Origin of the sequence: Bradyrhizobium sp. BRP20, assembly GCF_020194215.1 — a bacterium.
Lineage (GTDB): Bacteria > Pseudomonadota > Alphaproteobacteria > Rhizobiales > Xanthobacteraceae > Bradyrhizobium > Bradyrhizobium yuanmingense.
This window is the reverse complement of sequence record NZ_JADYVY010000006.1, coordinates 379,095-402,147: the sequence shown is the minus strand read 5'-3', so window position 1 is coordinate 402,147 and position 23,053 is coordinate 379,095. Positions and strand designations below refer to the sequence as shown.

At 64.3% G+C, this 23,053-nt stretch carries 24 protein-coding genes; 15 read left to right on the top strand and 9 right to left on the bottom strand.

What is annotated here, in order from left to right; all coding sequences use genetic code 11:
* The first annotated feature begins 38 nt into the window (after positions 1 to 38).
* The 4 genes from I6F33_RS17630 (at position 39) to I6F33_RS17615 (ending at position 3,200) form a co-directional block, all read left to right on the top strand.
* Positions 39 to 386, top strand: coding sequence for a response regulator (locus tag I6F33_RS17630; RefSeq protein ID WP_036012559.1), 348 nt, complete (start codon positions 39 to 41; stop codon positions 384 to 386).
* A 95-nt stretch (positions 387 to 481) separates the two neighbouring features.
* Positions 482 to 694, top strand: coding sequence for a hypothetical protein (locus I6F33_RS17625; protein WP_036028129.1), 213 nt, complete (start codon positions 482 to 484; stop codon positions 692 to 694).
* 1,852 nt (positions 695 to 2,546) lie between these two features.
* Positions 2,547 to 2,705 (top strand): hypothetical protein, encoded by a 159-nt coding sequence (locus tag I6F33_RS17620; protein WP_164936882.1) that lies wholly within the window; start codon positions 2,547 to 2,549, stop codon positions 2,703 to 2,705.
* 324 nt (positions 2,706 to 3,029) lie between these two features.
* Positions 3,030 to 3,200 carry a hypothetical protein gene (locus tag I6F33_RS17615; RefSeq protein ID WP_193374992.1) on the top strand — a complete coding sequence of 57 codons (171 nt, stop codon included), beginning with the start codon at positions 3,030 to 3,032 and terminating at the stop codon, positions 3,198 to 3,200.
* 13 nt (positions 3,201 to 3,213) lie between these two features.
* Here I6F33_RS17615 and I6F33_RS17610 read toward each other — a convergent pair whose 3' ends face one another.
* Positions 3,214 to 3,885, bottom strand: coding sequence for a hypothetical protein (locus I6F33_RS17610; RefSeq protein ID WP_225143498.1), 672 nt, complete (start codon positions 3,883 to 3,885; stop codon positions 3,214 to 3,216).
* Between the two features lie 1,271 nt (positions 3,886 to 5,156).
* Complete coding sequence (locus tag I6F33_RS17605; protein WP_225125346.1) at positions 5,157 to 8,255, bottom strand: DEAD/DEAH box helicase; 3,099 nt, start codon at positions 8,253 to 8,255, stop codon at positions 5,157 to 5,159.
* A 500-nt stretch (positions 8,256 to 8,755) separates the two neighbouring features.
* On the opposite strand from I6F33_RS17605, the gene I6F33_RS17600 reads away from it, so the two are divergent.
* Positions 8,756 to 9,040: a hypothetical protein gene (locus I6F33_RS17600; protein WP_036028134.1), complete on the top strand. Its 285-nt coding sequence runs from the start codon at positions 8,756 to 8,758 to the stop codon at positions 9,038 to 9,040.
* 4 nt (positions 9,041 to 9,044) lie between these two features.
* Here I6F33_RS17600 and I6F33_RS17595 read toward each other — a convergent pair whose 3' ends face one another.
* Together I6F33_RS17595 and I6F33_RS17590 are read right to left on the bottom strand one after the other, a co-directional pair.
* The gene (locus tag I6F33_RS17595) at positions 9,045 to 9,437 is read right to left on the bottom strand and encodes an NUDIX hydrolase (RefSeq protein ID WP_157286040.1); all 393 of its coding nucleotides are present in this window, start codon (positions 9,435 to 9,437) and stop codon (positions 9,045 to 9,047) included.
* 134 nt (positions 9,438 to 9,571) lie between these two features.
* Positions 9,572 to 10,657, bottom strand: coding sequence for an AI-2E family transporter (locus I6F33_RS17590; protein WP_036012571.1), 1,086 nt, complete (start codon positions 10,655 to 10,657; stop codon positions 9,572 to 9,574).
* A gap of 220 nt (positions 10,658 to 10,877) precedes the next feature.
* Between I6F33_RS17590 and I6F33_RS17585 the strand changes: the two genes are divergently transcribed.
* On the top strand, positions 10,878 to 11,105 hold the full coding sequence (locus I6F33_RS17585) for a hypothetical protein (RefSeq protein WP_057029249.1): 228 nt from the start codon (positions 10,878 to 10,880) through the stop codon (positions 11,103 to 11,105).
* A gap of 102 nt (positions 11,106 to 11,207) precedes the next feature.
* A complete protein-coding gene (locus I6F33_RS17580) occupies positions 11,208 to 11,510 on the top strand; it encodes a hypothetical protein (RefSeq protein ID WP_027575377.1) in 303 nt (100 codons plus the stop codon).
* A 590-nt stretch (positions 11,511 to 12,100) separates the two neighbouring features.
* On the opposite strand, the gene I6F33_RS17575 is transcribed toward I6F33_RS17580, so the two are convergent.
* Positions 12,101 to 12,316, bottom strand: a complete 216-nt coding sequence (locus I6F33_RS17575; protein ID WP_036012594.1) for a hypothetical protein — start codon at positions 12,314 to 12,316, stop codon at positions 12,101 to 12,103.
* Between the two features lie 637 nt (positions 12,317 to 12,953).
* Here I6F33_RS17575 and I6F33_RS17570 point away from each other — a divergent pair.
* From I6F33_RS17570 to I6F33_RS17560, 3 genes are all read left to right on the top strand, one after another.
* Positions 12,954 to 13,541 carry a formyltransferase family protein gene (locus I6F33_RS17570; RefSeq protein WP_036012580.1) on the top strand — a complete coding sequence of 196 codons (588 nt, stop codon included), beginning with the start codon at positions 12,954 to 12,956 and terminating at the stop codon, positions 13,539 to 13,541.
* 240 nt (positions 13,542 to 13,781) lie between these two features.
* On the top strand, positions 13,782 to 14,132 hold the full coding sequence (locus I6F33_RS17565) for a hypothetical protein (RefSeq protein ID WP_036012597.1): 351 nt from the start codon (positions 13,782 to 13,784) through the stop codon (positions 14,130 to 14,132).
* Entirely contained in the window at positions 14,077 to 14,622 is a 546-nt protein-coding gene (locus I6F33_RS17560; protein ID WP_225143496.1) for a hypothetical protein, read from the top strand. Before I6F33_RS17565 ends, I6F33_RS17560 begins: the two co-directional genes overlap by 56 nt.
* 51 nt (positions 14,623 to 14,673) lie before the next feature.
* Here I6F33_RS17560 and I6F33_RS17555 read toward each other — a convergent pair whose 3' ends face one another.
* Positions 14,674 to 15,072, bottom strand: coding sequence for a RidA family protein (locus I6F33_RS17555; protein WP_225143494.1), 399 nt, complete (start codon positions 15,070 to 15,072; stop codon positions 14,674 to 14,676).
* Positions 15,073 to 15,225: 153 nt separating this feature from the next.
* On the opposite strand from I6F33_RS17555, the gene I6F33_RS17550 reads away from it, so the two are divergent.
* A complete protein-coding gene (locus I6F33_RS17550; protein WP_225143527.1) occupies positions 15,226 to 16,101 on the top strand; it encodes a DMT family transporter in 876 nt (291 codons plus the stop codon).
* 201 nt (positions 16,102 to 16,302) lie between these two features.
* Positions 16,303 to 17,736 carry a caspase family protein gene (locus I6F33_RS17545; RefSeq protein WP_225143492.1) on the top strand — a complete coding sequence of 478 codons (1,434 nt, stop codon included), beginning with the start codon at positions 16,303 to 16,305 and terminating at the stop codon, positions 17,734 to 17,736.
* 191 nt (positions 17,737 to 17,927) lie between these two features.
* Here the strand turns inward: I6F33_RS17545 and I6F33_RS17540 are convergent, their stop codons facing one another.
* Together I6F33_RS17540 and cysK are read right to left on the bottom strand one after the other, a co-directional pair.
* Complete coding sequence (locus I6F33_RS17540; protein ID WP_036012607.1) at positions 17,928 to 18,167, bottom strand: BrnA antitoxin family protein; 240 nt, start codon at positions 18,165 to 18,167, stop codon at positions 17,928 to 17,930.
* Positions 18,168 to 18,170: 3 nt separating this feature from the next.
* Positions 18,171 to 19,148, bottom strand: coding sequence for a cysteine synthase A (gene cysK / locus I6F33_RS17535; protein ID WP_225143490.1), 978 nt, complete (start codon positions 19,146 to 19,148; stop codon positions 18,171 to 18,173).
* Positions 19,149 to 19,370: 222 nt separating this feature from the next.
* Here cysK and I6F33_RS17530 point away from each other — a divergent pair, with 222 nt between their 5' ends.
* Entirely contained in the window at positions 19,371 to 19,589 is a 219-nt protein-coding gene (locus I6F33_RS17530; protein ID WP_036012613.1) for a hypothetical protein, read from the top strand.
* A 15-nt stretch (positions 19,590 to 19,604) separates the two neighbouring features.
* On the opposite strand, the gene tgt is transcribed toward I6F33_RS17530, so the two are convergent.
* Entirely contained in the window at positions 19,605 to 20,750 is a 1,146-nt protein-coding gene (gene tgt, locus I6F33_RS17525) for a tRNA guanosine(34) transglycosylase Tgt (protein WP_036012616.1), read from the bottom strand.
* Positions 20,751 to 20,966: 216 nt separating this feature from the next.
* On the opposite strand from tgt, the gene I6F33_RS17520 reads away from it, so the two are divergent.
* Both I6F33_RS17520 and I6F33_RS17515 read left to right on the top strand, forming a co-directional pair.
* Positions 20,967 to 22,151 (top strand): patatin-like phospholipase family protein, encoded by a 1,185-nt coding sequence (locus I6F33_RS17520; protein ID WP_225112457.1) that lies wholly within the window; start codon positions 20,967 to 20,969, stop codon positions 22,149 to 22,151.
* Between the two features lie 135 nt (positions 22,152 to 22,286).
* Complete coding sequence (locus tag I6F33_RS17515; RefSeq protein ID WP_036012628.1) at positions 22,287 to 23,033, top strand: TetR/AcrR family transcriptional regulator; 747 nt, start codon at positions 22,287 to 22,289, stop codon at positions 23,031 to 23,033.
* The last annotated feature ends 20 nt before the right edge of the window (positions 23,034 to 23,053 follow it).

Below are 23,053 nucleotides of genomic sequence, written 5' to 3'. Positions count from 1 at the left end.
CCTCATGTCGTGGACGAAGAGCGCGACTGGAGGGAGACTTGCGGGTTCTTGTAGCCGAAGACGAAGACCTGATCCGGGACGTGGTGGTCGACATCCTGGAGACTCACGGGCACGAGGTGATGGAAGCTGATAGCGGCGAGCGCGCGCTCGAGCTCTGTGCCGAAGCCACACCCGATCTCTTGTTCACCGACATCAGGTTGGCGGGCTCGCTGACGGGCTGGGATGTCGCCATCCAGTGCAGGCAATCCAATCCGCGCATGCCTGTGATCTACGCCACCGGCTACACGCACGCCGCTCCGCGTCCGGTGTCCGGCAGCATCATGCTCCAGAAGCCGTTCGGGCTTGAACGCCTCTTGGAAGCGATGCAGTCGCTCGCGGGCGATTAGCTGCAGCCAGCCGCGGTCAATGCTCCGCAGACTGACAATTGTCAGTCGTTCGACTCCACACAGGAACGAAGGGCCTTCCGCACGCTTTGGCAGGAATGCCAAATGTCTCGCCCGGGATGGTCAGGCCGCTGCGGCTCGCTCTGCTGTATGGGCACCTGATCGCGCGGGGCGCGCAGCTGTATCATCCGGGCGGCTCGCAGCCGGTGTGCAGCCTGTCATTGGCCAAGCAAATGGTCGAGGCGGGTTTGCTCTGCGCAAATGGCGAGAGCTTCGAGCTGACGCAGGAAGGCCGGAGCTTCGCCGGTTGATGCGCACCGCATCATTGGCTTCCCCATGAACTCAACAACCGCTGGCGCGTGACCACGGTCGTGAAGTCAAGCGAGGCGTTCCAAGCAGCCCGCCCGCCGGATCTGACAATCTACGGTGACAGTGCACTCAACTGTGAACGAAAACTCGGCCAGTTGCCACTTTTTCCCGAAAGGATTCACATATGCGAATGAAGCTACAAAGAAGAATGCCGCTTCCTGAGAGGTGCTGGGCAAATCGGGAGCATGCTTCATTGACTGACGAGGTTCCGTCGCAAAGCCGATTTTTCATTCGCATGGGCGGCAAGGGTTGGATGGTCTACGATCGAGAACGCAGGGGCCCAGCACTGATCGGGACCGATATGGCGGCCAATCTGACCAAGGAGCGAGCTGAACAATTGCTACTTCTGCTGATGCCCTCACGCGCGGAGAGGTCGCGTGCGGCGAACGATGGTGGTCCGCCAGCGTGAACCGGTAGGCCCCAATGGTTGCGGCCTCCTTTCTCGGGCGCCGCATTCGAACGTGTTCACCGGCCGCCGTTCGCGTTGCCGTCGGGGCTGGTTCTGGCCTAGACCTCGAAAATTTAATGCTGGACGGTATCTTTTGACACACCCAGCTCGAATGTTTGAGCAGACGATATCACCCGGCGTGCCACGCTGAGTGGTGCGTCGGGCGGCCTCGGTGTGTCCGCAGCCAGCCCCGGGACGCCCGGGGCCGTTCCTTTGGATTCACGTTTGTTGATGCAGGAACGTCCCTCCAGGACGAACATGTCGTTACCGGGGCTGGCAAGTTTCATCTCGGATCTATCGTAACCCGGTACGGCCGCTGTTCCAGAGCGGCGGCCCTTGTTCTGAAGCGTGAACCGAGGGCCGCGCCTAGCGCCTCTTTGGCCGATCGGTTTCTGCTGATCGCGATTTAGGGTTGCCACCCTTGCGAATTGTCGGGGGCGGCTTGCCCGCGTGACTATGCCTCTCTTGCATTTGCTCGGCTGCGACTACGCGCGAGCGCAGATCTTCCAATGCGGAAAGCCCAGAAGCAAGCTCATCGAAACGCTGCTTCAGAACAGCGGTGTGATCGAAAGTGCCCATGTACCCCCTCCGTCAACGAGCCGACCGAAAAGTGGGAAAATCATGCAATCGAGGAATGCAGAGGCATGGAGTCAGTTCCTTTGAAGAGTGCTGCGCCGTTGTCGCAGTTCGTGCGATGCGACTCGGCTCCTCCATCCGCGAACGCTCAGAGGCAGGCGCCACGGCCACGATCGCAAATCGCGCCTAGCGCCAATGACGGCCCCGACCGTGGGGGGCTTTTGGGGTGTGAGGCCGGGGCCGCTGGAGGTGCTTGGACCTTTGGGGAAGGCCAAAGCCACCGAAGACTAGGAAAAATCGGCAATCGCTTCTGCTCGCTTTCGCACATTGCTTGTACGTTTTGTTTGCGCAGAACGAAGCCAATTGCCAATGAAGGACTATCTGGCGCAGATCGAGAAACTTGCAAAGATGCGGCCGAACGCGCCCTGATCCGCGACTTGGCTACCGATCCAGCCAAGCGCTAAGTGTTCGACAGGCTCGCAAGCCACCTCACGGTCCTTGCTGACCAAGTGGAAATGGCGATGGTTGAGCGGAAGGCCGGGACCGACCCGTCTCGGCCTTAGAAGCACGCCGCGGATCCGGTGCCCGATCCGCGCAGACATGGCCCAGTGATTTTGTGGCTCCAGGCTTCGAAGCCGCAGTGGTGGTCGACATGCTGAGCGGAGCTGCGGAGATGCTGATGCACTGCCAATCCAGATCAGCATGGGAACGTTTCGATCGGCACTGAGTCCTACAGGCGCAATCCATCCCGTTTCCTCGTGGATCGAACGATGGAAAAAGCACTCGCCTATGCCATCTCGGCGGCCCTTGTGGGCTTCGGTCTTTTGATCTTTTTCGCCGGTCTGTCTTCCAGCTCGCCCGCCTTATGGACGATCGTCGCGCTGGTCCCGATCACGATCGGGATCGTGAGCGCCTTTGGTCCTGTGTGACTTGATGTGGAAACCAGGGCTTTAGGTCAGCCCGTCTGTATTTTCCGAATCGGCAACCCGTGTTCGCTCTCTCGGAGCTTCCAACCGCTGGTGACGCGCGTGAGCCATTTCGTCTCGATGCTTCTGCTTGCGACGGCCCTGGTCCTGACGTTGTGCTTCGGAGTGGCGGCCTGGCGCCTCTCGGCAGACAAAGAGGCCGACATCACCGCCACGATTTCCCATCAGGAATACGGTTGGAGGCCAAGGCCCAGCAACTGAAACTTTGACAAACCCGCTGACATCGCGCCGGAAACGTGTAGGATTCCCCAAAACCGGAGGAACGGTATGTTTGAAATCAACGGTTTCGACACGGCGGGCGTCGTCAGCCTCAAGCGGGCGTCACTCGCCGCGGCCCTCAAAAAGGCCAGGGAGCTGGTCGAGGACGGATGCTGGGACGTTCAGGTCGTTGATCCCACAGGCCGGGTCTATACCTCGTTCGAGGAGGAAGCGGCCTAGCCAGAACGCGTCCTCAGCTCTCCGGCGCCGCCACCGCAGCCGGCGCGGTCAGCGGAGCCCCTCCGATCGACACCGGCCCTAGAGGCCCCAGGGGCTTGGGCTCACGCACCAGCCGCTTGCGCATCGCGGCGGACAGTCCGTAGCGCGCATTCGCTCTGCGAACGGACGATGTCACGTCCGACATCATCACGTTCTGCAGCGAGTCGACCTTGGCGATCAGCGTGGTGAGCTGCGAGGAGATCTTCTTCACGTCGACCCGCTCGTCCGTGATGCTCTGCCGCAGCGACAGCAGCAAGAGTGAATCCTGCTGCAGCAAGGCTGCATTCTGCTGCAGGGTCTGGTTGTTCTCCTGCAGCGAAGCCGTGTGCTGCTGCTGGGCCGACTGGATCTCCTTCAGGGCGGTGACGACCGGATCCGGTTTCGGCGCCGACGCTTCCTGTCGCGGCAGCAGTTCAGCCAGGCTGGCAACATTCAGTGACGGCATGCGGGAGGGCGACGTATATATGGCCGCCGCGCCGTTAATGGCGAGGGCACACACCGCCAGCGGCAGGATCGTCTTGCGGCGGGGCGTGATTGGCGGCGTTTCAGCTTCCGGGCCTGCGGGTTCCTGCGCGCCTGCAGCGTCTGCAAGGGCGACGGCGTCGAGCTCTTCGGCGAAGCTTGGCGTTTCGAAGGACGTGGTCATTTGCACTGACCCCCATGGAGCGAGCAACAGGAAGCCGCCCCTGGAACGCCTCGCGACGATCCGCTTACGCAGCACCCATACACAACTGCCTAAAATTGTCGGCTTTCTGGATTAATTCCGCGTTAGCGGCGCGGCCGGCGGACGGCCCGGCAACCCCGGCCGATTACGGATCCGGCGCAAGCTCCTCGCCGTGCATTCGGCAACAGCCATGCCAGCAACGGATTTTCCGAAGTTGGCATAATGCCACTGTTTTGCCCGACAAATCAACGGCCAAGTGACGGCGCCTCCGGCACGGACTCGGCACGATAGGCCTGATCCGGGTCGTGGACCACGCTTGCTTGGGCCACCTCGGCCGCGATGGACGCGCCGAATGCAGAACGCCTTATCGCACAAGCACATAGCTACTGTGCATGGGGTTGTTTTCGCACTTTCCGATTTACCCCTCGTCCAGCAGCTCGAACAGCTCGTGCGTCCGCTCAAACGCGAGCGTCACATGTGCTTTGGAGAGCGCGATGCACCGAGTCGACCTGTTCCCCCGTCACTCGCAGATTACAAACCCGGTCCTATCGGGCTCGTAACGCGTTTGGGCGACACAGTCGTTCGTCGCTCGACCCGGGCCTTGGCATCCAGCACCTTGTCTCCAGCTCGTGCGGCTCGCGGCCGACTGATCTGGTCCGAAAGGCTCGAGCCTCTCCCTGACAGACTATTTGAACCAACACTGGCGTTTCCTTGAGCCTGTGTTGCCGGTCGGAATCTGCTTTGGGAGAACGCCGAACCAGCGGCCTTTTGATCTTCATTGCTCGTGCCGCTGCCAATTGCGCCGATCGGCAGGCCATTTTGAGCGCGACCAGCCCCGGCATTTCTCGCGGCCTGAGCTGCCGCCCGCGACCTCGCAGGCGTGGCGGGCTGGACGTTCGGATTGGTCGCTTCGCTGTTGGTGCCCAGATCTCCGCCGGGCGCGATGTCCTTCGTCCCCATCCCTGGGGGTGCTGAGGGACCTGCATTGCCCGCACTCGTCCCCATTCCAGAAGGCGCCGAGCCGCCAGCGCTACCCTGCCCCGTTCCCATGCCCGCTCCGGCGGAGCCGGCATTTGCGCCGCCCGCTTGCACCAGGGCCAACAGACATGAGCCTGCGACAATCGTGGCAATCACTGGACGAATGGCATGTGACATCGGACGATCTCCTTCGCCACGCCCAAATTAACTATAATGGTGGAGCAGGGTTTCCGCTACGAATTCGCAGTTGCGAGCGCTGACGAACGCGCAAGCCCCTACCCCTCGTCCAGCAGCTCGAACAGCTCCTCCACCCGCTCAAACGGCGCATCGCGCATCGGGCTGTGATAGACGACGCGGTCGCCGTCGCGTTGCAGTGACTTGCCTCGCGACTTGCGCAGGCGTCCGGGCAGGAACGTCGCGGCCGCAGCTTCAGGCCCGACGTCGAGGCGGATGATGCCGCGTCGCTTGCATTCGATCCTGAGCTTGGCCGCGGCGAAGAAGTCGCGCGCGAGCTTTGGCAAGGGTCCGAAGCGGCGGGAGGTTTCCTCCTCGAGGTCGTCGAGATCGTCCTCGTCGTTGCATCGTGCGGCGCGGGCATAGAGCTCGAGCCGCACCGGCTCGGACTGCACATAGCTCTCGGGCAGCATGTCCCCGACCGGCAGGTTGAGGTCGGGCACCCACAGCTGCTCGTCGCTCTTCTCCGAGGCCATTTTCAGCAGGTGGCTGTAGAGCACCGGCCCGAACACCTGGACGTGGCCGGATTGCTGTTCCGAGAACAAATCGCCCGCGCCGCGCAGATCCAGGTCGCGCTCGCTGATGGCAAAGCCCGCGCCCGGCCGGCTGAACTCCTCGAGCACGGCGAGGCGCTTCTCGGATTGTCCGGACTCCGTCTCGGTGAGCAGATGCGCGAAGGCGCGGATGCCGCCGCGGCCGACGCGTCCGCGCAGCTGGTGCAGTTGAGCGAGGCCGAATTTTTCCGGCCAGCACACCACGATGGTGTTGGCGCGGGGAATGTCGAGACCGCTCTCGACGATGTTGGTCGCGAGCAGGACGTCGGCATGGCCTTCGACGAAGCTCATCATGCGGTCGTCGATTTCGTCCGCGGCCAGCCTGCCGTGCAGGCAGACGATGCGCAGGTCCGGCGCCACGGCCCGCACCCGCGCCAGCATGGGATCGAGATCCTGGATGCGCGGGCAGATCAGGAAGCTTTGGCCGTGGCGGCGCTGCTCGCGCAGCAGCGCCGAGGCGATCGCCGCATCCGACAGCGGCGCGATCCGGGTCGCGACCGGAAGCCGGTGCACCGGGGGCGAGGCGATCACGCTGAGATCGCGGAAGCCGGCGAGGCCGGCGGCCAGCGTGCGCGGGATCGGCGTCGCGCTCATCATCAGCACGTGGACGTTCTTGGCGAGCCCTGCGAGCTTTGCCTTTTCCGCCGCGCCAAAATGCTGCTCCTCGTCGACGATGACGAGGCCGAGATCGTCGAACCTGACGTCCTTGCCGGTGAGCGCCTGCGTGCCGATCACGACCTTGGTCCGGCCGCTGCGCAGGCCCTCCCTGGTCTCCCGCAGCGCCGCGCCGGAGGTCGCGCGCGAGAGGTTGCCGACCTCGATGCCGAACGGGGCAAATCGCTTCTGGAACGTCGCGACGTGCTGGCGGGCCAGCACCGTCGTCGGCACCGCGACCGCCACCTGCTTGCCTGACAGCACCACCGCGGCTGCGGCGCGCAGCGCGACCTCGGTCTTGCCGAAGCCGACATCGCCGCAGATCACCCGATCCATCGGATGGCCGGATGCGAGATCATCCAGCACGTCCCGGATCGCCTGGGCCTGGTCGATCGTCGTGAAGTAAGGAAAACGCGCGACGAACTTCTCGTAGGCCGATCCCGGCGGCACCAGCTTTTCGCCGCGCCGCCGCCGGCGCTGGCTGATGTGCTTGGCGAGCGCCTTGCCGGCGATCTGGATCTCGCGCTCGGCCTCGCTGCGGCGCGCCCACCACGTGCTGCCGTCCGCCTTATCGAGCGAAAGCCTGCCGAGCTCGGCGGCGTAAGGCCACATCAAGGCGAGATCGGGCGGCGGCACCAGCACCGCATTGTCGCCGGCGAACTTCAGGCGGATCATCTCGCGCATCGCGCCCCCGCCGGTGTTGACGGTCTGCAGGCCGTCGAGCACGGCAAGGCCGCGCTGGAGATGAACGACCACCGTGCCCTGCTCCGGCGCATCGGCATGGTCGAAGGCCGCGCTCCAGGCGCGCGCCATCGGCTGCGGATGATGCGCGCGGCTGCCGAGCACGTCGGACGCCGTCACCACGACCAGAGGCTTCTTCGCCGGCACGACGAAACCGGCATCGAGATCGGCGAGCAGCGCCATCTCACCGCCCCGCCCGCGGGCCGCCTCCTCCCAGTCTTCGCAGCGCTCCGCCTTGACGCCGCTCATCCGCTCCATCACGCGCAGATCGTCCTCGTGCGCGGCAACGAGGATCAGCCGCGACCCGGCCCGGCGCGTCTCCTCGACGAAGCCACGCAACGCCTTCCGGGAGGATGTCAGCTTCGAAAATTCCGGGATGGCCTGGAACGGTGCCGTCCGCGGCAGCACCTTGATGCCCTTGGAGAGCCGCTTCCAATCGCTGCGCCCGAGATATTCGCGCTCCCGCTCGCTGCGGGGCGCGGCCTCCTCGATCGTATCGAGCCATCCGTCGGCATGCGACGGCACGCCGGCATCGGCGATCCATCTGGCGCCCACGCAATAATCGAACAGGCTGGCGCGCTTACCGCCTTTGCCGGCAAGGCCGAGCCGCTCCGACATGGGATCGACGAGCAGCTCCCTGGTCTCGAAGATGATCCTGTGCTCATGCGGGTCGAAGGCCACGATCCGTTTGATCGTGTGCTGCGAATGCTCGATCCGGAACGGCCCCAGCGCGCCCGCCGGGAATATCTCGAAGGTCTGGCCGTGGAACAGCGCCCCGCCCGGATAATCCGGCTCATCGTCAAGATCGTAACCGAGGGATTGCAGGCGGGACTCCAGCTCCTGCTCGGAGAACGTGCCGCCCACCTTCAAGCTCAGGCTCAGGCGCGACAGGCTGGCCGGCGGCGGCATCCGCTCCATCACCGCTTCAGCCGTCGATACCAGAAACACCGGCTTCTTGGACTTCGCAAGGCGCCTCAGCACGGAGGCTCTGCGCCCCGCGAGCTCGTGCGAGGGCTCCAGTTGATCGAACGGCAAGGTATTCAAGCGCGGAAACACCAGCACCTCGCAGGCGGGGTCGAGCGCGTGAATGACGCTGCCGAGCCGCTCCGCCCTGTTCTCGCTCTCGGCGAGAAACACGATGCCGCTGCGTCCGGACTGCTTCCATTGTCCAAGCAGATGAAGGGCCATCATGCCGAGAGGCGACGAAGACGAGATCGTGGCGCGCTGCGATCCTTTGCTCTTCTTCGGCGGCTTCTTGGCCACCCTTGCCTTCGTGGAAAGCCTCACTTGGACCCGTTTCTGCTTTTGAACCGCCGCAAACTGAATGCGAGCCGCCTTGCCCCTCGAATCGGCAGCTCGGCGCCATGCATATGGGATTTGCCCTGCGAACGCACCCCTCCTCGGTAACGTTCGAGGCGGCGGCGCGATCCCTTTCGATCTGCTCTTGGCTGTGAGAATGGAGGCACGAAAAAGCCCCAGCGCTTGGAGCAACGCTGGGGCGTTTCGTTCGAAATGAATCGGTTAAGCAATGACGTCTTCATAGCAGCGGTTTCGCCGCGCGCTTGTGAACTGGTTCACACGCCTAGTTGGCTCGGCGATGTCTGGCGGCATCGGGCCAGGCCGGCATTCAAGCTTTCTTCAGACATTTCGGATCAGCTGACGATCCATTTCAAAGTGATTGTCATCCGCGCATGAGTTCGGTCCAGGTTCAGTGCACGCGGTGCAAGAACGTGTTTCGCGATCGCGCCGGCCGGTTGCAGGACGGCTATTCCAGGCAATGTCCGAGCTGCGAAGTCGTGCTGTTCTTCGCCGAGGACTCGCAGCATCCCTTCATCAAGCGGGCGATGCGCAGTGCGCGCCAGGCCCGCAAGGAGATGCGGGAGCTCCAGGCCGCGAAGCTCGCCGCACCCGAGCCGGAGGTGGCGCAATCGAGGAGGTTTGCTGGCAGGACGCGATCGGCGGCGCGGGAGGACTAGCGGCTCAGCTTCGCCGCCGCTTGCGCGGAAACAGGCGGTCGCGGATGTAGCGCGAGGTCGCCGTCAGGCGGATGCCGCGGGGCTTGTGCCAGGCGGCGCGGTCGATCTCCTTCTTGTCGCCGATCGCCAGCCTGCCCTTGGCGGACTTGGCGATGAAGATCGCGTCGCTCATCTTGCGGCCGGAGCGCTTGTTCCTCGCCTTCACTTCCTTCCAGAGGCTGATCCTGCCGAGCTTCAGCTTGGGCAATTCCTCCTTGATCTCCCGCCGCAGGCAGTCCTTCTCCGACTCGCGCGCACGCTTGCGGCCGCCCGGAAACATCCACAGGCCGTCCGACCGGCGTCTGACCAACAATACCTTGCCGCGCCTGGCGGCAACCAGCTTGGAAGACTTTGCCATTGCTGCCGTTGTCGAAAACAGAATCGACCCAATGGTAACTTGTCTAGTCAAACAGACAAGTTAGCGACGCGCCTTGATCACAAGCCACGAGCTAACCGGCATGGGCGGCTGACACCGCGCTGGCGGGCGCGAGATCACCCCTTCCCCGTCTCCGCCCGGTCCTCGGTCCTGATCCAGGCCATCATCATTTCCCAGGCCACCGACAGGATGATCGGTCCGATGAACAGTCCGACGATGCCGTGGGCCAGCGTACCGCCGATCACGCCGACGAAGATCACGATGGTCGGGGTGGTCAGGCCACGGCCCATGACCAGCGGCTTCAGCATGGTGTCGATGAAGCCGACCAGGACGAAGAACACGGTGAGCAGCAGCGCGGTGGTGACGTCCTTAGCGGTCCAGATCCAGATGATCACTGGCAGCAGCACCAGGAAAGCACCGATCTGCACGATCGAGAGCAGCAGCACGATGAAGGCAAGAAGGCCCGCGCTCGGCACCGAGGCGAGCTTGAAGCCGATTCCGGCGAGCAGCGCCTGGACGATCGCCACGCCAATGACGCCCTGCGCCACGGCGCGGATGGTCGCACCGGCGAGCGAGAGGAAATGCTCGCTTTGCTCCGGCACGATGCGAAACAGGAAGTTGCGGCCGGCCGCGACCAGGCGCGGCCCATGCGGAAACAGGAAGCCGGCCACGAACACGGAGACGAGAAACTGGAGCGTGCCAAGGCCGGCGTCGCCCGCGAGCGAGAGCAGCGGGCCGGCCAGCGGCTGAAGATACGGCGCCACCTCGCGCACCGCCGTCCGAACGTTGTTGTAGGCCTGATCCCAGAGCTCGTAGAGCCAGGGGCCGACCAGCGGCCAGGACTTAAGCTGCTCCGGAGCCGATTGGAGCACGAGGTCGCCGGTGCCGAGCTGGTGCGCCAGCTCACGCACGCCGTCCACCGCGCTGATGCCGAGCCAGGTCGCCGGGCCGATGACGATACCCAGCGTGATCAGGGTCAGGATTATTGCTGCGGTTTTGGGTCGGCCGCCCAGGATCTTGGCGACCCAGCTGAATGCCGGATAGAACGCGACCGCCAGCACGCCGCTCCAGGCCAGGATTGGCACGAATGGGCGGATGATCAGGAAGGTCCAGATGATCAGCAGGGCGAGCAGGCCGAGGCGGATCACGAGCTGGATGACGTCCTCGCCCGTCAGCAACTGACGGAGGCTTTTCACGGGCACAGCTTTCCTTGCGGCATGAACGCAACTTCCGCGCTTGCGGGCTCAGCCGTTATTGCCAGCAACGCATCTGGCGTCAAGACGACCGGCTGCCGGATACCGCATCGCCCGTCCCAACCCGGCTTGGCTAACGCGGGTTAACCGGATTTCCCCGCGCCGGTTTACGCCGCTGCAAATGCTGGTGACTACCATTCTTCGTAGTCACCGAAACGCATTCTGGGACATGGCCAACAGCATCTGGACGATCGAAGAATTCACCTGCACCGGTTGCGGCATGAACTACACCGCGACCAGAGAGGAGCACAGCGAGGCTCACAGCGGCAGCTTCAAATGCGGCATCTGCAGCGGCATCGTGCATGCCTGGTCCGGCAAGCACCACTTCTTCGGCTGGCAGGCCGTGAAGACGAGGCCGCCGGTGTTCGGGCGGCGCTGGGCCGGCGTCGAATGGTAAGCCGCCTGCAGTGACGCCGGATCCGCCGAATTGCGCCGGCGCCGTTTGCACTCCGTTCACCGATCGCGGCTAGATCAGGACGGATCCTCCGCTTCGAACGCCATGGCCGACCTCAACGCCGTCCTGACCAGGCTCAACGACCGTCTGCTTCGCCTCGAGGGCGAGCTGTTCGTGCTGCGCTCGCTGGCGCGCGCGACATTGACCGCGGGCGACGACCATGCCGCGCGCATGCGCAAGCTGGTCGAGGCCGCAAAAGTCGCGCTCGACGACGAGGCCAAGCGCCCTCTCGACAAGCCGACCCGAAAATATGTCGATGCCGCAACCGCACTGGTAGAGGAGCTGCTGGTCGAACCCACCCCGGCGCGGCCGCTGTTCACGGTGATCGACGGCGGCCGACGCGACTGAGCGCCCGCCTCAGCACGGCGATGACTACCGCCCATACATGCCCGGCGCACGTGCCCCGTGCGGGTAGCACTGTCCCTGCGAGTAATTGTAATCATAGCCGTCCGGACAGAGCCCGCCGCGTCGTCCGTAATATTGAGGGCGACCGTAAGCGCCGGGCGCGTGCGCACGATTCGGGTAGCACTCGCCTGTCGAGTAATTATAGTCGTAACCGTGCGGGCACAGGCCACCACGGCGCCCATACCCCGAGCCGTGGCCCCCGGTGTAGACACCCGGCGCGTGACGGTCGTTGGGATAGCAGCGGCCGTTCGAGTGGTTGTAATCGTAGCCGTGTGGACATTGCCCGCCCGGACCGCCCCTGAACTGAACCTGCTCCACCATGGGCGCTGTCGGCGCCGCAGGCACGGTTGCAAGCGCAAGCAGGCCGGCCAGCGCAAGTTCGATCATGACGATTCCTTCAAAACACGGGACAAGAGGATTCGCGTCCCACGAAACGACATGGCAATTGACGCATGGCTGGCCTGAACCCCGCATGAACCGGGCTCGGACTGCGACAATGCGTCAACGCCAGGCATCGCGCACGATGCCGACGTCTAGATCGTGGACTTATCCGACTTGAGCCGGCTGAGCCCCGCCTCGATGATCGCGATCTCCTCGTCGATCTGACCGATCGGCAGGCTGAAATCATAGCCGGACCGGCTCTTCAGATCGACCGCGAGCCGCTGCCTGTGCATCATCAGCTCGTCCAGTCCACGGCGGTTCTTCAGACGCACATAGGCGTCGACGATCTGCTCGATCGCGTTCGGCATGAGATCTGTCCCGGCGAAAAGGCCCGGCGGCGCGCCCACGCCGGCGGACGATTTCGGTGTCGCGGTACGCAATACAAATCCGCGACGGATTCGTCGATACGCCAAGCTGGTTGAGATCGTGTTACCGTTCGATGATTTCGTCAGTCGTGGGCATGAAAGGCCGCCGGCGGCCAAAAGCCGGGGTCGAAAACGGATGCGGGTTGAAAATGTCGCCAGCCCCGGTTGGCGCACCCTTATCAGCCAATCCGAGGCATCTCTGTTAAAAACGAAACACAGGAACCGCTACAGGCTCTCATCGACGACGCAGGGCCCCAGGCAACGGTAGGCGTCCGAGATCGGCGCCACCTGATGGCGCAACGCCGGTCGGGACCGCCGGGAAGGCCCGCCAGCTTGGGCCGAAGTGGCCGCCAGCAGTGTCGCGACAGCGAAAAACCCGACGCTGCGCATTGCCTTCGCTCCCAAGCCGATGTCATGCCCGCTTGGAAGGCGCCGGACGGCTCGACGGCGCAATCCCGGCGTTCGCGCAAGCGGCACCCGGCGCATTGTTGATAACCCACGCAAACGCTGCGCGGGTGGTGACAGGGCATGCGGACGTGTTATCGGGGGATGACGCAGTTGCGAGACGGATCGGACACCCATGCGAATTACCCTCGTCGGCTCCCGCCATTTTGGCGTGACCACCCTGAACATGCTCCGGGAGCACAGCGTCTCGGTCGTCCGGGTCGTGGTGGCGGACGCCGACGACCGCCTCGCCGCGGCGGCCAAGGCGGCGGGCATCGAGGTGCAGGTGCAAGCCAATCCTAAGCTGGTGGTGGCCTCCGAGATCGCCCCGGACACCGATCTGATCATCACCGCGCACAGCCATGCCAGGATCGGCAAGGATGCGCTCGCCGCCGCCAGGCTCGGCGGGATCGGCTATCATCCCTCGCTGCTGCCGCGCCACCGCGGCAAGGCCGCGGTGGAATGGACCATCAAGGAAGGCGACCCCATCGCTGGCGGCACGATCTACCATCTCGCCGACCGCATGGATGCCGGCGCGATCGCCGCCCAGGACTGGTGCTTCGTCAAGAAGGGCGAGACCGCACGAGAGCTTTGGGAGCGCGCGCTGGCGCCGCTCGGGCTCAAGCTGCTGGCCGACGTGATCGATTACGCCAAGGTCCACAAGGCGCTACCCGCCAAAGTCCAGGACGAGCAGTTCGCGACCTCCGCGCCGAGCCTCTCCTGAGCCAAGACCCTCTGAGCCTGCCCTCGGAGCCGAAGTCTCCTGGAGCAAGCTCTTTCCGAGTCGTCCTGACGTTTACCCTTAACGTGCGGCGCCCTTGATTCTGCTTCGGAAATTGGAGCCAAAAGCGCAAATAAACCATTGTTCCCAAAGGAACAATTTTCGCTTTGGCATCGCAACAAATTTCCGTCACATTTCGTCCGAATAAGCGTCAACAACTCAGACACATTCAAGGACGAATTCATGCGTTTTGGTCGCATTGCGGTGTTCTGTGCCGCCCCAGTTCTCGCTGGCACCCTCGCCGCCCCCGCCTTCGCCCAGAATCCCTATGACGGCAATTGGCAAGTCACCATCGTGACCAAGAGCGGTTCGTGCGAGCCGACCGCAAGCTCGATGCTGACGGTTGCCGGCGGCAAGATCACCGCGCCCGGCGCTAACGTTTCCGGCACCATCGGCAGCGGGGGACTTGTGAAAGTTTCGATCAATGGTGCATATGCCAACGGTCAACTCAGCGGCAACGCCGGATCGGGGAAGTGGAATGGAGCATCTGCAGGCATACCGTGCAGCGGGCGGTGGGAAGCATCGCGCCAATAAACTAATTGAGGCTCGCGCCCGGAACCGGCGGCTGCTGATCGCGGCCGCCGTTTTGTTTGGGGCTGGGATCGCCGCGACCGAAAGCAGTGCCCAGTCCGGCCCGTTCGCCCCGCTGGCGGGCAGCTGGAGCGGTAGTGGCACGGTCACGCTGGATGACGGCTCGACCGAGCGGATCCGCTGCCGGGCCAAATACGCTCCGATCGGACCGACCATGGAGATGTCGCTGACCTGCGCCAGCGATGCCTACAAATTCAACCTCGGCGCCAACGTGAAGGCCGAAGGCGGCGCCATTGCAGGCAGTTGGTCCGAGACCAGCCGCAACATCTCCGGTTCGCTACAGGGCCGCGGCAGCGGCGGAAGCTACGAGCTGGTGGCCTCCACCGCGGGCTTCAACGCCAACATCTCTCTCAAGACGTCCGGCAACAAGCAGAACGTCACGATGCGCGCGGACAGTCAGTTCCGCGGCGCGCACATCTCGATGTCGAAATAAGACGCTAGCTCACGCGACAATCGATCCGGCGCCCGCGCCGGATCGATTTTTTTATGGGCCGGGCACGAACGCCGTGACCTCGATCTCGACCTTGGCACGCTCGTCCACGAGGCCTCCGATATAGAGCAGCGTCGAGGGCGGAAAATTGCGGCCGAGCGTTTCCTTCCAGGCCGCGCCAATGCCGGCACCTGCCGCTTCGTACTCGGCGCGGCTGGTCAGGTACCAGGTCAGGCGGACGATGTGCTCGGGGCCGGCACCGGCCTCGCCCAGCAGCTTGACGATCCGCTTCAGCGCCGTCGCGACCTGGGCTGCCACGTCGGGATCGTAACTGCCGGCCTCGTCGCCCCCGGTTTGGCCGGCGAGTACCACCCATCGGCCCGGCCCCTCGGTCACGACGCCGTGGGAAAAGCCGCGCGGTTTTTTCCACTCGGCCGGCTGCAAGATGCGCATGGGCAATGTCTCCCGATCTTTGTCGTTGTTCGCTGATGCCTTAGCATGCCGCCCAGCATCGCTGCATCCGCAGATTTGGCCGTTGCAAACGGCGGCAATGTCGCCGATACCGGCCGCCCCTCCTCTGTCCATCCCTTTCCGTATCCGCCGCAGATGAGCGCCACACCGTCGAAAATGATGGCTGCACTGTGGATGGCCGGCTGGCTGTCGCTGATGCTGATCATGGCAGTGGCCGGGCGCGAGACCACGCGCGAGCTGAATGTTTTTCAGATCATGGAAATGAGGTCGCTGGCCGGCTTCGTCTTGCTCTCACCGATCATCTACCGCGCCGGCGGCTGGAAGGTGCTCAAGACATCGCGGTTGCCGCAGCATGTCGGCCGCAATTTGGTGCACTATGTTGCCCAACTCGGCTGGTTCTTCGCACTGACACTGATCCCGATCGGCCAGGTGGTCGCAATCGAGTTCACCATGCCGATCTGGACGGCCGTCCTCGCGGCGAGCTTCCTGTCCGAGCGGATGACGCCATGGAAGATCGCCGCCATCGTGCTCGGCCTCGTCGGCGTTATCGTCATTGTCCGCCCCTCGACCGGGGAGATCAATCCGGGGCAGCTCATCGCGCTTGGCGCCGCCATGGGATTTGGCGTCGCGATGGCGCTGGTCAAATCGCTGACCCGCACCGAGAGTGCGCTCTCGATCCTGTTCTGGATGCTGGTGGTGCAGTCGGTTGCGGGCTTCATTCCGACGCTGTTGGTCTGGACGTGGCCGTCGCTCTATGTCTGGGGCTGGGTCGGCGTGATCGCCGTCTGCGGCACGTTCTCACATTATTGCCTGGCCAGTGCGATGCGCTACGCTGACGCGACGGTCGTGGTTCCGATGGACTTCCTGCGGGTTCCACTGACTGCAACTGCCGGTTGGCTGTTGTATTCCGAGCGGCTCGACGCCTGGACCGTGCTCGGCGCCGCGCTGATCCTGTTCGGCAATTTACTCAATTTGAAGCCCGCTTCGTCGGTTCCCGCCCGGGCCAGGTGAACCTCGCGCCGTCTCGCGCGACAAAACCAAGTGGCCGTGTGATTTGGATCACGTTGGAGCGACACTCCATCGTGCACATTCGGCCACACAGCAGCGGGTTGAACGCAACGGACTGCCGTTTTGGTGGCGCGAAGTCGGGCACTTCGTGTAGGTTCGTGGCCGATTTGTTGCTGCCTGCAATTCGATTCTGGGGATTTCAGAATGCGCTATCTCACCCTCCTCGCTTCGCTGATGTGCATGGCGCTGTCGATCAGTGCCGCCAAGGCTGACCGCCGCGTCGCCTTCGTCGTCGGCAACGGCTCCTACAAGAACGTCGCGCAATTGCCGAACCCGCCGATCGACGCCAAGGCGATGGCGGCCACGCTGCGCAATGTCGGCTTCGAGGTGATCGAAGGCTCCAATCTCAGCCGCGACCAGATGACCGAGAAGCTGCTTGATTTCGGCCGCAAGGCGCAAGGCTCCGATATCGCGCTGTTCTATTATGCCGGCCACGGCATCGCCGTCAGCGGCACCAATTACCTGCTGCCCGTCGATGCCGACATCAAGTCGGAGATGGACGTCAAGCTGGGTGCCGCCATCAACATCGACCTGACGCTCGAGCAGACCATGGGCGATGCCAAGGTCAAGCTCGTCTTCCTCGACGCCTGCCGGGACAATCCGTTCGCCGCGAAGATCAAGTCGAATTCGGCGACCCGCAGCGTCAACGTCCAGAGCGGCCTCGCCGAGATGAAGTCCGGCGAAGGCACGCTGATCGCGTTCGCCACCGGCCCGGGCCAGACCGCACTCGACGGCCAGGAAGGCAACAACAGCCCGTTCACGCGGGCGTTGATTGACAACATCACCAAGCCCGGCGTCGAGATCCAGCAGGCCATGACGTCGGTGCGCGCTCAGGTCAATGAAGAGACCCGCAAGGGCCAGCTGCCCTGGGGCCACACCAACCTGACCGGCTCCGTCTATCTCAATCAGGCGCCGACCACCCAGGTCGCCGCTGCGGCCCCGACCGCGACCGGCATTGTGCCGGCGGCGACCGGAAGCTCGGACGGTGTCGAGCTCGAATACTGGCGCTCGGTTAAGGAGTCCCACAAGGCCGAGGAGCTCAATGCCTACCTCACCGCTTACCCGAACGGCCAGTTCAAGGCGCTGGCGCTGGCGCGGCTAGCGGCGATCAAGAGCGGCCCCTCGACCGCGACCCGCACGCTCAATGCCGGCGTCGATCCCGCCACCTTCACGGATGAGGCTACCCAAGTGACCGAGGACCAAATCGGTCTCGACAAGAATAAGCGCCGCGACGTGCAGCGTCGACTCACGGCGCTCGGCTTCGACACCAACCAAACCGGCGTCTTCAACGACGAAACGCGGTCCGTGCTCAAGCGCTGGCAGACTGCGCGCGGCTATCCCTCGTCGGGTTATCTCAACAAGAACCAGCACAAGGCCCTGCTCTCGGAAATCGTGGCTGCCCCGGCAACGGCGAGCGACGGCAGCCAGAAGCCGGCTCGGCGCGCCGCCACCGCCCCGGCTCAGAGCAGCGCGCCGGCACCGGCTCCCCAGCCACGCAGCAATCCCGGCGATGCTGCCGGTGCGGCCTTCGTCGGTGGCGTCGTCGGCGGCATGATGGGCGGCATGTTCCGCCGCTGAGAGCGAGACGGATCCCAGACGACAGAAGCCCGGCTCGCGCCGGGCTTTTTCGTTTGTGATCCTCATGGTGAGGAGGCGCGAAGCGCCGTCTCGAACCATGAAGGCGCGCCTCGACCAGCGGGGCCTTCATCCTTCGAGACGCTTGCTTCGCAAGCTCCTCAGGATGAGAAGCTACAGCCCATCCGCGAAGTCTACTTCCCCGCCACCTTGCGCAGCGCCTCGTTGATGCGATCCTGCCAGCCGGGACCGCCCTCCTGGAAGAACTCCAGCACGTCCTGGTCGATGCGCAGCGTGACCTGCTCCTTGATGCCGGGCACGGCGTTTTGCTTGGGCGGCGCCGTGGCGACCTTGGCCGTCACCTTCTTGAACGCCGCCTCGGCCTCGGTCCTGGCATCGCCCAGCGTGCGCGGCCGTCTCGGTTGATCCGCCATGTCCTAGATTCCCTCAAACAGAGCCGTCGAAAGATACCGCTCGGAGAAGGACGGCACGATCGCCAGGATGGTCTTTCCGGAAGCTTCCGGCCGCTTGCCGATCTCGAGTGCGGCGGCGATCGCGGCGCCCGAGGAGATGCCGCCCGGAATGCCCTCATGCCGCGCCAGCGCGCGCGAGGTCTCGATCGCCGCGGTCGAGTTGATCTTCACGATCTCATCGATCACGGAGCGGTCGAGGATGTCAGGGACGAAGCCGGCACCAATGCCTTGGATCTTGTGCGGAGTATGCTGTCCCCCCGAGAGCACCGGGCTCTCCTCCGGCTCGACCGCGACCACACGCAAGCCCGGCTTGCGCGGCTTGAGTACCTGGCCGACGCCGGTGATCGTGCCGCCGGTGCCGACGCCGGCCACGAAGAAGTCGATGCTGCCGCCGGTGTCGTTCCAGATCTCCTCCGCGGTGGTGCGGCGGTGCACCTCCGGATTGGCGAGGTTCTTGAACTGCTGCGGCATCACTGAATTCGGCGTCGTCTTCAAGAGCTCCTCGGCGGCCGCGATGGCGCCCTTCATGCCCTGCGCCGCCGGCGTCAGCACCAGCTCCGCGCCGAGAAAGGCCAGCATCTTGCGTCGCTCGATCGACATCGATTCCGGCATCACCAGCTTGAGCCGGTAGCCGCGGGAGGCCGCGACGAAGGCGAGCGCAATGCCGGTATTGCCGGAGGTCGGCTCGATCAGCACGGTGTCCGGCTTGACGATGCCCGCCTTCTCCATCGCGATGATCATGGCCGCGCCGATGCGGTCCTTCACGCTCGCGGCAGGATTGAAATATTCAAGTTTTGCCAAAATGGTCGCGTTCACGTCGTGCATGCCGGGCAGCCGGCGCAAGCGCACGATGGGCGTGTTGCCGAAGGCATCGACGATCGAGTCATAGATCCGGCCACGGCCGGGTTGGTGCGCTGCACCCGTGTTGGACGATACGTCCATGATGAACTCCCTGTGGCGACGATCTGCACGTCTGTCGCGGCCCTGCGCAGTTACGGACAGCTTGCGGCGACACGCAAGCGGCTATGCAGCACATGTTAAATACGCTGCATCGCAAAATCGCGTGAGCTTTAATTAGCAGAAAACCAACGCATTTGTGTTGCGACCTCGTCAACTGATTCTGCTTATGTTAGACTTAGGTCTCAAAGCAGGGAGGTCACCACGATGTCAGCGGTTGCTGAAGTGATGTCGACCGTAGTGCTAAGGCGTGATCCGCGTTGCAGCGAGTTGCCGACCTGTCCCGTCTGCGCCGACTCCATGGTCGCCGCTGAAGCATCTGCCTACGTCTCGGACCACATCATCAGCTACCTCTGGACTTGCGACAATTGCGGCTACGGCTTCGTGACCAAGCATGCCGTGAAGCGGCGGCTCGTGTGCAACTGAGTTTGGACTGTTGAGCTATCGCGGGGCGATATCGCCCCTCGCCCAGTCCGCGCGCGTACGCTGATAGAACTCCTCGAAATTTCCTTGCGCGATCGCGTCCCTGATGCCCTGCATCAGGGACTGGTAGTACGCGACATTGATCTCGGACAGCAGCATCGCGCCCAGCGTCTCGCCGGCCTTGACGAGATGATGCAGATAGGCGCGCGCGCAGTTCCGCGTCGACGGCCATGAGCTCTCTTCATCGAGCGGGCGTGGATCGTCGGCATGGCGCGCGTTGCGCAAATTGACCTGGCCGTAGCGCGTGAAGGCGACGCCGTGCCGGCCGTTGCGGGTCGGCATCACGCAGTCGAACATGTCGATGCCGCGCTTCACCGCCTCGAGGATGTCGTCGGGCGTGCCGACGCCCATCAGATAGCGTGGCCGCTGCTTCGGCAGCAGCGGCGCGGTCTCGTCGATCATCGCCAGCATGACCGCCTGCGGTTCGCCGACGGCGAGCCCGCCGATCGCATAGCCATGGAAGCCGATCCCGACCAGGCCTTGCGCGCTCGCATGGCGCAGCTCGGGCACGTCGCCGCCCTGCACGATGCCGAACAGCATGTAGCCATCCGGGGCGTTCGCGAAGGCGCGCTTGCTTCTCTCCGCCCAGCGCAGCGACAATTGCATCGCGCGCTCGATGTCGGCGCGCTCGGCAGGCAACCGTACGCATTCATCCATCTGCATGGCGATGTCGGAGCCGAGCAAACGCTGCACCTCGATCGACCGCTCCGGCGACAGCTCGACCTTGGCGCCGTCGATGTGCGAGCGGAACGTGACGGCGTGCTCGCTGACCTTGCGCAAATCCGCCAGCGACATCACCTGGAAGCCGCCGGAATCGGTCAACATCGGTCCGTTCCAGCCTGTGAACGTCTGCAGGCCGCCGAGCGCCGCGATCCGCTCGGCGCTTGGACGCAGCATCAGATGGTAGGTGTTGCCGAGCACGATGTCGGCGCCGGCATCGCGCACCTCGCGCCAGTGCATGCCCTTCATGGCACCGGCGGTGCCGACCGGCATGAAGGCCGGGGTCCGCACCACGCCATGCGGGGTGGTCAGGCGCCCGGTGCGCGCGGCCCCGTCGGTGGCGAGCAACTCAAAGTGATTGGGAAGGTCATTGTCGGGATTCATGGCGGTGCTTATTGCGTGTCGGAGCAGGCTGATCAACCCGCCGACCGCGCTTCGGGCCGGTTTGTGCATCAGACTGGACAACGACCCACACAAGGATCGTGTGCCCGCACCCTTGTCAAACGAAACGATACAGTGTAGTTTTTGTCTGGGGGCTGGAACGAGATGCCGCGGCGAACTTGCCGGCGGCGGTAGATGCGTGATCGCCAGCCACCGACAATGCCGTACCCTTCGTGTTCGACCGACGCATCCGTCTCCTCGCGTGACCGGATCAGGCAGACTGGCGTCGGGCTGATCGGATCGGTGGTCCTGATCTGCAGCCTGGCGCTCGGCGCCTGCACCGCCCTGCCCCGCACGCCCTACACGGCCGCTGAAGCCAGCGCCTCGCGCGTGCTGGATATCGACGGCCTCCGGCGCTACGCCGACGAGCCGGCCACCAAGTTCAGCTTGGAGAAAGACAACAGCACTGCGACGAGAACCTATCTGGCGCTGTCCGGCGGCGGCGCTGACGGCGCCTATGGCGTCGGCGTGCTCAACGGCTGGACCGCGGCCCGAACCCGCCCCACCTTCTCGGTCGTCTCGGGCGTCAGCACCGGCGGCCTGATCGCGCCGTTCGCGTTTCTCGGACCGCAATATGACGACACGCTGAAGAAGGTCTACACCAGCGGCATCGCGGAGAGCCTCCTGAACGATCCCAGCATCATGCGCGTGCTGTTCGGATCCGGCCTGTTTGGCAACACCAGGCTGCGCGAGCTCGTTGCACGCTATGTCGGGCCCGAGATCATGGCGCAAGTCGCGCGCGAGCACGCCAAGGGCCGCAGGCTGCTCGTGGTGACGACCGACCTCGACACGCAGCGCACCGCGATCTGGGACATGGGCAAGATTGCCGCGGTCGGAACGCCCGAGGCGCTCAAGCTGTTTCGCGACGTGATGGCGGCCTCCGCCAGCATTCCCCTGGTGTTTCCGCCCATCATGATCGATGCCGAAGGCGGGGGCCGCAAGTTTCAGGAGATGCATGTCGATGGCGGCGTGACCGCGCCGGTGCTGACCTTGCCCGAAGCTCTGCTGTTCCAGAGTGGCCGTCTGCCCGGCAATGCGAAGGTGGACATCTACATCCTCGTCAACAAGAAGATCGAACGCAACTTCGAGCTCGTCTCCAACGGCACCATCGACGTCGCCTCGCGCAGCCTGTCGGCGATCACCCAATCGCAGACGCGCTCGATCATCTTCTCGACCTACGATTTCGCCAAGCGCAACCGGCTGGGCTTCCATCTCTCCTACATCGCGCGCGACTATCCTGCGCCGCCGTCGGAAGGGTTCGACACAACCTATATGCGGGCGCTCTACCAGTACGGATACGAGAAGGCTGCATCCGGCCAGGCCTGGACCTCGACGCTGCCGTGATCCCTCGTGACGGAACGAGGCAATACCGAAACCGTTGACGATATGGCCAATTCGGCCAGATTCGCGATGACGCCTCCGCTCCTGCGCGATATAGAGCGAATGACCGATATCACGACCGCGCAGGAATCATTGGGCATGGGATTGACTGCGACCAGGACAAGACCGGCAGCGCCACGGCGCGAGGTGCCGAAATCGCGTGGTGGCCGGCCGACGAAGACCGCTGCGATCGAGCGCGATCTGCGGCTGATCGAGGTCGCCACCCGCCTGTTCCTTGATCGCGGCTTTGATGCGACCTCGCTCGATGCGGTCGCGGAAGCTGCGCGGGTCAGCAAGCCCACCGTCTATTCCCGCTATGGCGACAAGCGCGGCCTGTTCGCGGCCGTGCTGAGGCGCGAGATCGAGCGCTGGCTTGCGCCGCTGTCGGCGGCGGCGGAGACGCAGCTCTCCAGCGCCTCGAACATCCCGGTCGAGCAGCGGCTGGTCGAGATCGGACGCGAGATGCTGACCTTCACCTGCGGCCCGGATGCCGTCGCCTTCAGCCGCATGATGACGGCACAGGCCATCAACTTCCCCGACGTCGCCAAGCTCGGCAAGGAGGAAGGCTGGCTCAAGGCCGTCGCCACCACGGCGCGCTTCTTCGACCATCTGGTCGCGCAAGGCGCGCTCGATGTCGACGACACCACCATCGCAGCCGAGGTGTTCCTCGACGTCGTCGTCGGCCACACCCACCGCATGGCGACGTTCGGAACGGCGCTGGAGCTGAAGGCTGCCGAGAAGCGCATGCGCGCGGCGATCAAGCTGTTCCTGGCCGGCGCGCTGGGACCTGCCGACCGCGTCCAGGACACCTCGAAACTCGCGCCACGGCGCCGCTCCTCCCGCTGACAATTCCGTGAGCTTGCGTG